At 62.9% G+C, this 14,327-nt stretch carries 8 protein-coding genes; 1 reads left to right on the top strand and 7 read right to left on the bottom strand.

Translation table 11 applies throughout. From position 1 onward, the window contains the following. Positions 1-350 precede the first annotated feature (350 nt). The 4 genes from ACFXS9_RS11080 to ACFXS9_RS11065 form a co-directional block, all read right to left on the bottom strand. Entirely contained in the window at positions 351-632 is a 282-nt protein-coding gene (locus tag ACFXS9_RS11080) for a helix-turn-helix domain-containing protein (protein ID WP_392688614.1), read from the bottom strand. Beyond that, positions 629-952 carry a type II toxin-antitoxin system RelE/ParE family toxin gene (locus ACFXS9_RS11075; protein ID WP_392688611.1) on the bottom strand — a complete coding sequence of 108 codons (324 nt, stop codon included), beginning with the start codon at positions 950-952 and terminating at the stop codon, positions 629-631. Before ACFXS9_RS11075 ends, ACFXS9_RS11080 begins: the two co-directional genes overlap by 4 nt. A 120-nt stretch (positions 953-1,072) precedes the next feature. Beyond that, positions 1,073-2,137 (bottom strand): ketopantoate reductase family protein, encoded by a 1,065-nt coding sequence (locus tag ACFXS9_RS11070; RefSeq protein WP_392688609.1) that lies wholly within the window; start codon positions 2,135-2,137, stop codon positions 1,073-1,075. A 167-nt stretch (positions 2,138-2,304) separates the two neighbouring features. Then, the gene (locus ACFXS9_RS11065; protein WP_392688608.1) at positions 2,305-3,204 is read right to left on the bottom strand and encodes a DMT family transporter; all 900 of its coding nucleotides are present in this window, start codon (positions 3,202-3,204) and stop codon (positions 2,305-2,307) included. 729 nt (positions 3,205-3,933) lie between these two features. Here ACFXS9_RS11065 and ACFXS9_RS11060 point away from each other — a divergent pair. Further along, on the top strand, positions 3,934-7,680 hold the full coding sequence (locus ACFXS9_RS11060; RefSeq protein ID WP_392688606.1) for a vitamin B12-dependent ribonucleotide reductase: 3,747 nt from the start codon (positions 3,934-3,936) through the stop codon (positions 7,678-7,680). 556 nt (positions 7,681-8,236) lie between these two features. On the opposite strand, the gene ACFXS9_RS11055 is transcribed toward ACFXS9_RS11060, so the two are convergent. The 3 genes from ACFXS9_RS11055 to ACFXS9_RS11045 all read right to left on the bottom strand — a co-directional run bounded on the left by ACFXS9_RS11055 (position 8,237) and on the right by ACFXS9_RS11045 (position 14,113). Next, complete coding sequence (locus ACFXS9_RS11055; protein WP_392688604.1) at positions 8,237-10,858, bottom strand: autotransporter outer membrane beta-barrel domain-containing protein; 2,622 nt, start codon at positions 10,856-10,858, stop codon at positions 8,237-8,239. 1,082 nt (positions 10,859-11,940) lie between these two features. Further along, positions 11,941-12,861, bottom strand: coding sequence for a DMT family transporter (locus ACFXS9_RS11050; protein ID WP_392688601.1), 921 nt, complete (start codon positions 12,859-12,861; stop codon positions 11,941-11,943). A 265-nt stretch (positions 12,862-13,126) separates the two neighbouring features. After that, on the bottom strand, positions 13,127-14,113 hold the full coding sequence (locus tag ACFXS9_RS11045; RefSeq protein WP_392688598.1) for a tripartite tricarboxylate transporter substrate binding protein: 987 nt from the start codon (positions 14,111-14,113) through the stop codon (positions 13,127-13,129). Positions 14,114-14,327 lie beyond the last annotated feature (214 nt).

Here is a 14,327-nt window from a genome sequence, read left to right as displayed (position 1 = left end):
CTTCTTCTCGCTCTAACCACCAGCGAAGCCTAATCACGCGTTCACGGACGACTTCGGGGCGGCGGGTCTGTTCGATCTGCGTACTTTAAATCGAGGTCGATAGCTTGCCGCACCGTTTCATGAACGTAGACTTCCATGATCGTGGAAAGTCTCATGGGTACAAAATCGGTGAACTCTTCCGCTTGTCTTTCGTGCGCGTTCCACGCCCTTACTAGGTCATCGACCCGCCCTAGGAGCTCCGCGCCGATCCTCGATCGGCCTCTTCTACGTTTCCATGCGATGATCTGATCTGTGGCAGTGCGCTTTGTAATTTTGGATCTTGTCCAAGCGTGCCGCAGGCGCACGCCGTATCAAGCGGCCGACAGCCGCACGTGAAACTTACTACCCGTTGCTTCGGCATAGCGCAGCAGTGTCTTCGTGCTCGGTAACGTTTGACCGCTTTCAAGTCGAGCTATCGTGGACTGGCTAGTCCTCATCCGGGTAGCCAGTTCGGCTTGCGAAAGACCAGCGCGCAGGCGAGCCCTAAGCAGCTCGGCGGCAATTTCGAACTCTGGAGCAAGTGCCTCATACTCCGCCTTCACCTTCGGATTGGCCAAGAGGCGAGCTTTGATCTTTTCAAACGGAATTGTCATCTGACCTCCTTTGCTCGCTGCAACGCGAGCTCGATCTCCGAGCGTGGGGTCTTTTGAGTCTTCTTTACAAATGCGCGAACTATCACCACCCGTCGGCCGATCGCGGTGACATAAAGCGCGCGAGCAATTCCGTCACGACCTGTAAGCCGCAATTCCCATAACTTCCCTTCGAGATGTTTGACGTGCGGCTCGCTCAGGCTTTCTAGCCCGGCCAAGCTGATGCGCTCTGCGAGTCGCAGAAATCGCGCCTGCATGTCACTCGGAAGGGAAGCAATTTCCGCAGCGACCGATTCGTTGAGGATTTCTACCCGCCAAGCCACGAGCGACCATATCTCATTTTTGAGATACGATCAAGATGAGCGTTGTAACCGGCCTGCGGTGCTGGGCGTTTCCGCAGGTTGCGTCGTGGCACGCGATCCTCGAACCGCGCTTAAGGCCCCTCACTGCGTCCCCGATCCCCCCGCCACGATCTTCTCGTTCAGCTTCTGGTCGACGATCTCGACCGTGCGGTCGATCTCGGCGCTGGGCGCGCCGAGCTGATGCGAGATCAGCTTCACGAGCAGGTCGACGCGCTCGATGAACGGCGCGCCGGCGGCGACCGCGCGGGCCGCCGATGACGGCTTGAGCAGGCTTTCGGCCGCCTTGGCGTACTTCCCGAACGGCACCTGGTCCTGCGGATCGGCGCCGAGGCGCCGTGCGATACCGTCGACGTGATCGTAGATCGACTGCGAAAGCTTGAGATCGCCGTGCACGGCGTCGCGGATCGACTGCGGATCGTTCGGCGTGATGCACCGGTAATTGCCGGTCAGCAGCATCGACCATTTGGCGAGCGGCACGAACAGCGAGTCGAACACTTTCAGCTTCACCGGGACATCGTGGCCATCCACCGTCACCGCATCGATGTCGGCTTCCAGCTCGCGAAGCAGCTTGTTGTGCTTCTCGTCGGCAAAGGCGGCAGCCTTGAAGTTGGTGGGCAATCCGACATGCAGCACGTTTGCCGCCTCTTCCGGCGGGCGGAAGGCCTGCGGATCGGGCGAGCACAGCGTCACCAGCCCGGGCTGGAAGCGTTCCCACACCTGCGCGTTGGTATAGGCCTCCTCCAGGTCCATGTCGGCCAGCGCCGGGATCCGCTTGAGATAGGGTAACGGCGGCATGTTCATGATCGACAGACAAGGCAGTTTCGCCTCGGCGATCTTGATCATCAGAACCCGGATCGTGTGGTTGGTGTATTGCGGCTCCTGCATGGCAAGGCCGACCAGGTCATAGCGGGAAAGATCGACCTCGGCGGGCGTCGTCGCATCCAGCTTGCCCGGCAGGTCGTGCGAGAAGATCGCGCGGTGCACAGCCTCGTCGCGCAGCTTGATGCGAACTTCGGTGCCGTCGCGGTTGATGAGCTCGGCCGTCTTCTTCCGGCACACCAGGGTCACGTTATGACCGGCCATCAAAAGCTTCGTCGCCAGCAGGGAGCCATACGAGGCCCCCAGGATCAGGATGTTGCGCGCCATACTCTCTCTTTCACAGGTGAAACTGGAATTTGCCCCGACGACCCGGGCGGGCCGAAAATTTCGTCCGTGGCATACAACGAATTGATAGGCGTTACAATCAGATAGCGTCCCGCAAATTCGGCTTGCACCGCTCCCCGCCGGCGGTCAAGAACGGGAGAGGGAGAAGCTCACGACCTTGTCGCCAGCACTACACCCGCCAGCGTAAACACCAGCGCCACGATCTGGATCAGGCCGAGCGGCTCGCCGAGCGCGATTGCCGAGGCGACGATGCCGATCATGGGCACCGCCATGGTGCCGATCGCGGCGACTGATGCCGGCAGGCGGGCGAGCGCGGCGAACCAGCTCACATAGGCGATGCAGAACTGGATCACGGTGGAATAGATCAGGAGCCACCAGCCGAGCTCCGTCACCTTCTCGATGTGCGTGGTCTCGACGGCGAGACCGATGATGACGATCGGAAAACATCCCAGCCCGATCTGCCAGGCCGCGGCCGGGATCGGCGGCAGCGGCACCGGCAGCTTTTTCGCCAGCACAGTGCCGAGCGCAAAGCCGAACGCGCCGCCAAGCGCCATCACCATGCCCGGCAGCTTTGCCGCGGTCGCGCTAAACCCGTTGCCGCCCATGATGGCGGCGAGGCCGGCGAACGCCATCACCAGCGCCACCGCGCGAAGAATAGTCGGACGCTCGCCGAGCACCGGCCAGGCCAAGAGCGAGGCCCAGACCGGCATGGTGTAGGCGATCAGCGCCGCTTCGCTGGCCGGCAGCCACAACAACGCCAGCCCCATCAGCACCATCCATCCGGTGACGTTGAGCAGCGCGGAGAGCATCAGCCGCGGCCACAGATGCCGCTCGACCTTGAGGCTTTGCGAGCGCGCCAGCGCCAGCACCGCCAGGAGCGCCGCGCCGATCACGCCGGTCGAGCCCCGCAGCGTCAGCGGCGGCAGCTCGCTCAGGAGATACTTCGTGACGGGCCAGTTAAACCCCCAGCCCACCGAGGTGATGGCGAGGAACATCAGGCCTGCGGGCGCGATCCGCATCGGCGCGCTGGTCGGTTTTGATTCTGTCATGGAGCCCGGCAGGGACGGAAAACGGTGGAATCGGCCTCACCTTGCCGCTTATCGGCGGGCGCGACCACGGGCTCGCCGGCATGCCAGCCCTCCCCGTTCCGTAGCGTTACGTGAGTCTTTCGAACGCAATCCCGAAAGCTGAAAAAATACCTGCCCTGTGAACAGCGGGACGAAGCCTGTTTCCACATGCGAGGAACAAATTTTTGGTTGGGAATCCCTGAGGACTCACCGATACTTGGCACCATCACAGGCGCGGGAACACCCCTGTTATCCCTCATTTTCCACCATATTTAGTATTTGATTCAGGAACTCGTACTACTCCTTGACGGGCGCAACGGGTTTGGCCTAGCCTTATTGCTGGACGGCGCGAGTTAAGTTCTGGGTCCCGCCGATCGCTCCCAAATGGGTTCCGAACGAACACTCCGTCAGCCGGTTGAGGCACGGATAGAGGGCTTGTCTGCCCAAAATTCGGGGGCGATCCGGGCCTTAAAAAACGAGCCGAATGGCTCAAGGCGACGAGTCGCGGCGTTGAGTTGGAAGGGGCTGGCCTTGCCGAAACGGCGGGACGAGCCCTTGGGGTGGCGAAGACAGAAACAGGGCCGGGTCCACCGGTAGAGCTTGCGGATCTCCGGCCCAAGGTTGCCTTCAACCTTGGTGCCGAAAGTTCGCTCACTGAAACATCCGGCAACCGCAGGAAATGCGGACCGGGCAAGACGGGGCACGACAACTATGCGAATCGAACGGCGCAACACCACTTCCGGCCAGTCACCCTATGCAGGGATTGATTTCAGGCTGACGACATCGGAGATCCGCAACCCCGACGGTTCGGTCGTGTTTCGGCTCGAGAATGTCGAAGTGCCCCAGTTCTGGTCGCAGGTCGCCTCCGACGTCCTGGCCCAGAAGTATTTTCGCAAGGCCGGCGTCGCCGCGCGCCTGAAGAAGGTCGAGGAAGAGACCGTCCCGTCGTGGCTGTGGCGCTCGGTGCCGGATACCGAGGCCCTCGCCCTGCTGCCTGAAAGCGAGCGCTATATCGGCGAGACCAGCGCAAAACAGGTGTTCGATCGCCTCGCCGGCTGCTGGACCTATTGGGGCTGGAAGGGCGGCTATTTCTCGAGCGATGAAGACGCGCAGGCGTTTTACGACGAGCTGCGCTACCAGCTCGCAAAGCAGATGGTCGCGCCGAACTCGCCGCAATGGTTCAACACCGGGCTGCACTGGGCCTATGGCATCGACGGCCCCGGCCAGGGCCACTATTACGTCGACTGGAAGACCGGCAAGCTGACCAAGTCGAAATCGGCCTACGAGCACCCGCAGCCGCACGCCTGCTTCATCCAGGGCATCGAGGACGACCTCGTCAACGAGGGCGGCATCATGGACCTCTGGGTGCGTGAGGCGCGCCTGTTCAAATACGGCTCCGGCACCGGCTCGAACTTCTCGCGCCTGCGCGGCGAAGGCGAGCGCCTGTCCGGCGGCGGCCGCTCGTCCGGCCTGATGAGTTTCCTCAAGATCGGCGACCGCGCCGCCGGCGCGATCAAGAGCGGCGGCACCACGCGCCGCGCGGCCAAGATGGTCGTGGTCGACGTCGATCACCCCGACATCGAGACCTATATCGACTGGAAGGTGAAGGAGGAGCAGAAGGTTGCCGCTCTCGTCACCGGCTCCAAGATCAACCAGAAGCACCTCAAGGCCGTGCTCAAGGCCTGCGTGAACTGCGAAGGCAGTGGCGACGATTGCTTCGACCCCGAGAAAAACCCAGCGCTGCGCCGCGAGATCAAGCTCGCGCGCCGCGCGCTGGTGCCCGACAATTACATCAAGCGGGTAATCCAGTTCGCCAAGCAGGGCTACAAGGACATCGATTTCCCGATCTACGACACCGATTGGGATCTGGAAGCGTACCTGACCGTCTCCGGCCAGAACTCCAACAACTCGGTCTCGCTGAGGGACGATTTCCTCCGCGCCGTCGAAACCGACGGCGAGTGGAATCTGATCGGCCGCACCAACAAGAAGATCACCAAGACTCTGAAGGCGCGCGAGCTCTGGGAAAAAATCGGCCACGCCGCCTGGGCCTCGGCCGATCCCGGCCTGCATTTCAACACCACCATGAACGACTGGCACACCTGCAAGGCGTCCGGCGACATCCGCGCGTCGAACCCGTGCTCGGAATACATGTTCCTGGACGACACGGCGTGCAACCTCGCCTCCGCCAATCTGCTGACATTCTATTCGACCACCACCAAGCGCTTCGACGTCGAGGCTTACGAGCACCTGTGCCGGCTCTGGACCATCGTGCTCGAAATCTCCGTGATGATGGCGCAATTCCCGTCGAAGGCGATCGCCGAACTGTCCTACGAGTTCCGCACGCTGGGCCTCGGCTTTGCCAACATCGGCGGCCTCCTGATGACCATGGGCCTGCCCTATGACTCCAAGGAAGGCCGTTCGCTGTGCGGCGCGCTGACTGCCGTGATGACCGGCATCGCCTACAAGACCTCGGCCGAGATGGCGGCCGAGCTCGGCACCTTCCCCGGCTACAAGAAGAACGCCCAGCACATGCTGCGCGTGATCCGCAACCACCGCCGCGCCGCCCATGGCCACGCCTCGGGTTATGAGGCGCTGTCGGTCAACCCGGTGCCGCTCGACCATGCCTCCTGCCCGCAAGGAGACGTGATCGCGCATGCGACCAAGGCCTGGGACGACGCCCTCGCCCTCGGCGAAGCCAACGGTTTCCGTAACGCGCAAACCACCGTCGTGGCGCCGACCGGCACCATCGGCCTCGTGATGGATTGCGACACCACCGGCATCGAGCCTGACTTCGCGCTGGTGAAGTTCAAGAAGCTCGCCGGCGGCGGCTACTGGAAGATCATCAACCAGGCCGTCCCCGTGGCGCTGCGGACGCTCGGCTACAGCGAAGCGCATATCGCGGAGATCGAGGCTTATGCCGTCGGCCACGGCTCGCTCTCCAACGCGCCCGGCATCAACGTCTCGACACTGAAGGCCAAAGGCTTCACTGACGAAGCGCTGGCCAAGGTGGAAAAGGCGCTGCCGACCGCGTTCGACATCAAGTTCGCCTTCAACAAGTGGACCTTTGGCGAAGATTTCCTGCGCGACACGCTGAACCTTGCGCCGGAAGCAATCGCCGCCCCCGGCTTCGACCTGCTCGCAGCCCTCGGCTTCACCAAGCGCGAGATCGAGGCCGCGAATGTGCACATCTGCGGCGCGATGACGGTGGAAGGTGCCCCGCATCTGAAGGCCGAACACTATCCGGTGTTCGACTGTGCCAATCCCTGCGGCAAGATCGGCAAGCGCTACCTTTCGGTCGAGAGCCACATCCGCATGATGGCGGCCTCGCAGCCGTTCATCTCGGGCGCGATCTCCAAGACCATCAACATGCCGAACGACGCCACGGTGGAAGATTGCAAGGCGGCGTATCTCTTGTCCTGGAAGCTCGCGCTGAAGGCCAACGCGCTCTACCGCGACGGCTCGAAGCTGTCCCAGCCCTTGAACTCGCAGCTCATCGCCGACGATGACGACGAGGACGATGCGGTGGAGGCGCTCTACGAGAAGCCGATGGCCGCGCGCACCGCGCAGGTCTCGGAAAAGATCGTCGAGAAGCTGGTCGAGCGCATCGTCGTGATGCGCGAGCGCGAGAAGATGCCGGATCGACGCAAGGGCTATACCCAGAAGGCGGTCGTCGGCGGACATAAAGTCTATCTCCGTACCGGCGAATATGACGACGGCCGTCTCGGCGAGATCTTCATCGACATGCACAAGGAAGGCGCGGCGCTCCGCTCCTTCATCAACAACTTTGCGATCGCCGTCTCGCTCGGCCTGCAATACGGCGTGCCGCTGGAGGAATATGTCGACGCCTTCACCTTCACCCGCTTCGAGCCGGCGGGCCCCGTGCAGGGCAACGACAGCATCAAGTACGCGACCTCGATCCTCGACTATGTGTTCCGCGAGCTCGCGGTCAGCTACATGTCGCGCTTCGATCTCGCCCATGTCGATCCGACCGAATCGAATTTCGACGCGCTCGGCAAGGGCGTCGAGGAAGGCAAGGAGCCGAGCGACCAGGGCCAGCAGGCCACCAAGTATCTGTCCAAGGGCCTGACCCGCTCGCGCACGGATAATCTGGTCGTGATGCGCGGCGGCGACGTGGATGCCCGCGGCTCCCACAACGTCACCGCGATCGCCGGCCACGGCCCCAGCGCCCGCGCCTCCGACGCGCACGAAGGCGCGGTGGCCTTAAGGCAGGAATCCCAACACGACCTGTCGCCGACAGAAAAGCTGGGAGCCATGCAGTGGAGCAAGGCCGGCAGCGCGGCCGTCGCGGTCGCCCCAAGCAAGGCCGAACGCCGCGCGGAAGCCAAGGCCAAAGGCTACGAAGGCGAGATGTGCTCAGAGTGCGGCAACTTCACCTTGGTGCGGAACGGGACCTGCATGAAGTGCGATACGTGTGGATCCACGACGGGGTGTTCGTGATTTGACCGATCGTCTGTGACGTTCACGCCAAGTCGGCCATCCAAGGTGGTTTGGTGTCCATTTCTGATGGACTAACCCGCGAATAGAAAACAATCTCCTGGCGTTCAATTTGGCGCCAGGAGATCAAAATTAAAGGACGGCGTCGCCGGATTGATTCGGCCACGATCGCGAACATTCCTGGACGTAGGCTAATGGCGGGAAGCTTGACGAGCAGTTTACCTTGGATCTCTCGCCCCTGCCGTTCCCGTAAGGGAAATGCGCTCGAGCTCCCCTGCGATTGAGGCGGACAATCAGAGCCCTTCCAAAGATATACGGAGCGGGTCGTGGCTCGATTGGATCTTGGGATCTTTCAGACGGAACGAATAAATTGAACAGCCGTGTTTCGCGTTCTCTCGTCAACAGGGGCGTAATGGGCAAGCGGACATGGACAACCGGACGATGTATGATCTGCCGTACTTAAGTCATTCCCAGCGTGGTGCGAATTACGTTTTAGCGTGAATTGCCGCGCGGCTCGATCCTTTCAGCTAACCTTTCGTGCCGGTGTGCTCGGCAGTTATCACCACGTCACCCGCAGGCCGACATTGCCCTTGTAGACCCTCAGGCTGTCATCGAAAGCGGTGAGATAGCTGCCCTCCCCATAGAGGCTGACAAACTCCGTGAAACGCCCCTTGATGCCAACGCTGACCTGCGCAGCGGGCCCGCTGTTGCGCACCGTCGACACGACGTTGGTCGCGAACGCCACATCATCGATCCCCGAGGTGCGCCACCATACATCCCCTCGCAGATAGGGCATCCAAGTTGTGGCCCCGTTGCCGAACGTGCCTTTGAGGCGCAGCCCAACGCGGCCATTGACGACATCCGACGGGGCAAAGCCAATGCTCGAGAACACGTCCCGCGTGTTGTCCAGCCCGAGATGCTGGTAAGTGAACTGCGCCTGCGGCTCTATGGCGAAGCTGGGGCCGAGCGCAACCGGCAGACCGGCTTCGACCGAGGCGAGAAAATCCGAACCCAAAATACTGGCGCCGACCTGTCGATCCGAGTGCGGCGTCCCGTCAAAAAAATCGCCCTGGAGCACCGTGTCAACGTACCAGCCTGTGCTGCCGACCACGGTCCAATAGCCGGCGACGCTGGTGGCGTTGAGATCCATGACGCCGACATGGGCACCCAGGACACCGAGCGCGAAACCGCTGACGTCACCGGTCGCGCGGCTGCGCGCCGCCGCGAAGCCGACGAAATTGCGGACGGCACCGTCAAACGTGTCAAATCGCAACACATCGAGACCAGCCTGGAAGCCGCCATAGCTCCCGTTGAAACTCGGCAGCACGCCACCGGAAAACTCCTGCTTGCGCGATTGGCCGAATATGCGGCCCCAGGCCGCCGGCGCGTTGTCAAGCAACGTCTGATCGCCACGTCGCTCGTTGAAGGTGCTGAGGACCGCGAGTCCAAGCGTACGGGCGATCTCAGGCACGACGGTCTGCACTGCGACTTCGGGACGGATCAACTCGATGACCGTCATGCCGGGCGGCGGCGGAGCGGGCAGCGGCACAGGCACGGGCACAGTATCGGGCTGTGCAGGCGTCACCGGCACGAGCAGCGCCGAGCGCAGATACCAGTTGTCCGGATTGGCACCGTTCAATCCGCCGCGGAACAGCATGTATTCGAAAGCGCCCGCAGCCGCTGGCGCCCCAAGCGAGAAGCTGCCAGGTGCGGTGGTCGCACCACCCGTCGCCTGCACCACCGCGATGCCATCGCTCAGCGTCGCCGCACCACCACCGCCCGCGTTGTTGACCAAGATCGTGGTCGCGCCGCTTGCTGATGCTCCCGCGCCCGCGATCGCCAGGCGATCGGACGCCGAACCGTCCGACCCAAGCACCGTGTTGAGGCGCAGCGTGCCGCCCACGCCGATATAGTTGCCTGCGATGGTCAACGTGTCGGCGGCAACGGAGCCACCATTGGTGAGATCGATGATCCCGGCATTGCTCACCGTGACCAGTTGTCCCGCAGTGAAGGACTGGATCGTGGCGTTGACGCCGTTGCCGGCCAACAGCGCGCTGGAACCGTCGATCGTCAGCGCGCCCGTGCCGGTCCCGGCATCGCCCAGCCGGACTCCGCTGGAGTCCAGCATCAGTCGCGTGCCGTTGATGAGGTCGGCGGCTTCCCAGTTCGTGAAACGACCGAAGCCCGTGACGGCCGAGTTGTCGAACACCAGATGGTCGATGCCGGCGGCGCCGTCTATCACTGGTGTAGTTGCGAGTTGAGCATCCGCAAGATTGCGCAGCGTCGCGGTGTCGTTGCCGGCACCGAGCCCAATGGCGCCATTGATGCTACCGCCACTCCAGGTAAACTGGTCGGTGCCGGTTCCGGTTACGACCGCGCCGGTGAGCTGCCCCGCCGTCATCTCGATGATATTGTTGCCGTTACCCAACCGGATCGCGGTGCCGTTTCCGCCGGTGATCGTCCCGGCGTTGCGCACCGCAACGTTGCTATCGCCACCGAGCACGCCAAACGCCTGCGCGCTTGTTACCGTGCCGCCTACAAGGTTCTGGAAGGTGCCGGCCGTCAACGAGACACCGTTGCCGAAGAGCGTCGGTGCCGGTGACGTACTGGGGAGCCCGCTCGCAGTGATGCTGCCACTATTGGTAATGGTCGTGCTCGTCGTCGTATCTGTCGAGCGGATGCCGCTGGCTCCCGAACCCGAGACGTTGATGGTGCCCGTATTGATCAAGGTACTATTGCTGCTGCCGCCAGATGCGTTCATGCCATGACCGCGCAGTCCGGTAGTGGTGATCGCGCCGGCATTCGTCAGCGTGTTGCCCGCACCGCTTGTGGAGATGCCAAAAGCGTTGTTACCACCGATCGTGTTGACCGAGCCCTGATTGAGAACGCTGCTGGCATCTCCATTGAGGCCGATGGTGCGCACGGTGGTGGTCACGATTGCCCCGGGCAACACCGTGACGCTCACGCCCGCGCTACCTGGGGTCGACGTCACCGTCGTGGTCGAGGGGTTTGGCTGTCCGGGATCGCACACGATGGATTGGCCGGATGTCGGCATATCGACGCCATCAGTGGCCTGGCCTCCGGTCGTCGTATTGACGCAGCGCGCACGCGCGTCGGTAGCGAGGGCAAGACTCACCAAACTCGACAACACCAGCAGCGATCGTGCCCCACCGTGGCGCATGGCGTTCTCCCTCAGCGGCTCAGGCCCCCGCGCCCCGCTGTTGTTCGAACGATTGAAGCATACGATCGATCGCGGCACGCCGCAACTTGCGCGTGCAAGTTTCAGCTATAGTAAATATGCAACACTCCTCTTCATTGCGGCAATCGTATTAAATCGCGCAAATGCGCCGAGTTCGTTGAGCGACGACGATTCCAGCGCGAGCTCCTCAAGCTCCTCCTTCGAATTACGGTGCCAGTGCACTTAATCTGCCGATGGCGAAGTGCAGTTTAGTGCATTGTCGCCGTAATCGATGACCGATCGATGTCTCCGGACCCCATGCGCTCATAGAGAACGCGGAGGTATTGCTTTTCGGAGGCGCCAGGCTTGCTCACCCATCGCGACTTCGGCTCTTTAACCGTGCCGAGCATGGCCTTCGCCAGCGGGATCGCGCCGTCCTCCCGCAGATGTGCAAACTGGCTTCCATCGACTAGATTGTAGATGGTCCGCCCGATGTTGTCCTTGTCCTGTTCACGGCTGAGCGCGTGTACAGCGGTTGCCCATCAATCCATATGCTCACGGTTATCACGCATCTACGCTTTCCCTAGGATTCGTCAGTCCCATTGCCCACGAACAGAGAACGGCGGGCAACGCCCACACAAGTCCCACATAGAACCAGTCCTGCTGGAAGATTTTCGCATTCTCTGCCGCCGAGGGGCCCTCGTGCATGAGACCGTAGTACAGGACGAAAGCGATTCCGAAGCCCCCAAGCCACAGGCGAGTGAACGCCACCATCTGTCTGACAGTCGGCGGTCCACCCACGCCGTAAAGAGCATGGGAAGAATCGAGAACGCGTAGCAGACCATGAGCGACGGAAGCCAATACCGCCCATCCTCGAAAATCGGCCCGTCAGTCCGGGCGGCGAGAAACGCGATGCAGTACAGCCAGGCAAGAAGCGGCCCGAGGACGGCAAAGAGCCGAAGCCTTGTCATTTCGGTCGCCATGGCAGCGATTTCCTTTTCGGACTTGCCGGGATGCTTTCTCCAACTCGATAAGCCTTTGTCGCTGCGAGGCCTCCTCTCGTTCAGGCTCAAGGGTTTTCCGCCTTACGGCTGCCTCTGCGCCAGATAGAATCCGAACAGCACCGTGACCAGTCCCGCTGCCTGCAGCGCGGTCGGAGGTTCGCCGAGCAGGAGCCAGCCAGAGAGGACCGTCAGCGCCGGCACGGTCGCGGGAAACACCGCGGCGCGGGCGACGCCGATGGTCTGGATCGAGAATGCGAACAGGTACAGCGCGGCGGGGCCGGCCAGGATGCCCTGTGCCAGCGCCTGCAGCGCGTTTTCGCCAAGGCCCAGCGCCGCCACGCGGGCGAACCCGCCCAAAGCCGCATAGAGCGGCAGCAGCGCCAGCGACAGCACGCTGATGACGGTGGCGGCCGAGAACGCGGAGACGCGCCAATGGCGCAGCAGCGTGCCGAACACGGCGAACATCAATCCGGTCATCACGAACAGCAGATCGCCCAGCACGCCATCGGCGCCGATATGCCCGATCGACTCGGCGCCGATCACCGCAAGCCCGCCGACGATGACGAACGCCCCGAGCACGCGCGAGGGCGGCACCCGCTCGCGCAAGAACAGCGCGGCCAGCAGCAGGCCGCCGAGCGTCGCGCTGGAAGGCTGGATGACGCTGCCATGGCCGAGCGGCACGAACAGGAAGCCGGTATAGCTGATGAGCGACATCACAGGCCCGCCCAGCACCATCAGCACCAGTCCGCGGCCCCATCCGATGCCGCTGAGATTGGCGATGCCGGCGCGAAGCACGAGCGGCAGGAACACCAGCCCGGACCACACGAAACGGTGCATCAGCAGGTCCGGCGGCGTGAAGCCGACCTTCAGCCCGTGCCGGGTCGCGACAAAGCCGAGCGCCCAGAACAGCGCGGCACCTACGCCGCATGCGACCCCAAGCAGGGCCGGCTTCGCGTCAGGTTTTTGGGCTGGAGCATCGCCGCCGCTGGTCGGCTGGTTCATGGCGGACGCTTACGTCAGCCCACGCCCCTGTTCAACCCACGCCCATGCAGGGCTGACGGGCGCTCATCCGCCCTTCGCTCGCTACTTTGCATGGGGTTGTTTTCGCGATTTTGTGTCTGGGTCCCGCGGTGTACTGCGGAAGAGTATCTGCACCGGGTCCGGGAGGCGATATCGTCAGCAAGCACCCCCGACGAGCGCGGCGACATCCGGGACAACCGCAGCACCGCCCCGGATATCGCTGTGCTCATCCGGGCTACACTCACACCTACTTCGCCAGCCCGAGCGACTTCAGCGCCTTGCCGTTGTCCTCGTTGTCCGCCTTCATGAACTCCGCGAAGCCAGCCGAATCCAGATAGATCATGTCGAAGCCGCGCCTGTTCATGAACTCCTTGAACTCCGCGCTGTCCCAGATCTTCTTGATCGCGGTCTCGTACTGCGTGGCAACCTCCTTCGGCAGGCCCTTGGGCGCCGCAAAGCCGCGCCACACACCCTTGTGCCACTTGTGACCCGTCGCCTCCTCGGTGGTCGGCACGTCAGGGAAGTTCGGCGCGCGGTTGGGCGAGAAGAACACGAGGCTGCGGATACGCCCCGCCTTGAGCAGCGCCTCGGCTTCCGGCATCGAGCACGCGACGAAATCGACGCCGCCGGCCGCCAGATCGGTCAGCGCGGTGGCGGCGCCGGTGGACGGCACCCAGCGGATCGAGCCGGGCGAAACGCCGTCGGCCTGCATCAGGCCGGCGAGCGCGACATGCCAGCTTCCGCCCTGCCCCGTACCCGAGGCCACGACCTTGTTCGGGTTCGCCTTGATATGCGCGAACAGCTCCTTGACGCTCTTGTAAGGCGAGTCCGCCTTCACGTGGATCGCGGCGGGGTCCTGGTTGACCAGCGCGATCGGCGTATACTTCTCCCAGGTCAGATCAGTGAGCCCCACCCAGTGCATCAGGTTGATCTCGAGCGTGATGAGACCGAACGTGTAGCCGTCCGGTGCGGCGGTGGCGATCGCCTGGTGGCCGACCACGCCCGACCCGCCCGTGCGGTTCACGACGTTCACCGGCTGCTTGAGATCGCGTTCCAGCATGTGGGCGATCTGGCGCGCGACCGCGTCGGTGCCGCCGCCGGCGGCCCACGGCACGATCAGCGTGATCGGCCGCTCCGGGAAGGCCCCTTGCGCGTTGCCGGCGCCGAGCAGGCTTGCGGCCGCAAGCGCCGCAAGCGCGAAATTTCTGAAATGATTTCTCACTTGGCGAAACATTCGCAAACCCTCCCGCTTTGTTTTTTATGCGCCGGGTAAGACACCGCGACGCGCGCTTTATGCGCTATTCGCCATTCGGGCGACGGAGGGCCAACATGTCAAGGGGAAGCAAGCCTTGGGCGGATTGGCGTTAGGTAATCCGCCATCAGCACGCCAGACAGCGCAGTACGCGGAATTTATCATCGGGCGCACAATCGCGCGACGCGTTGGCTCT

Origin of the sequence: Bradyrhizobium sp. RDI18 (assembly GCF_043203335.1) — a bacterium.
GTDB lineage: Bacteria > Pseudomonadota > Alphaproteobacteria > Rhizobiales > Xanthobacteraceae > Bradyrhizobium > Bradyrhizobium retamae.
Note: the sequence above shows the minus strand (reverse complement) of the source record. Positions and strands in the feature narration are given on the sequence as shown.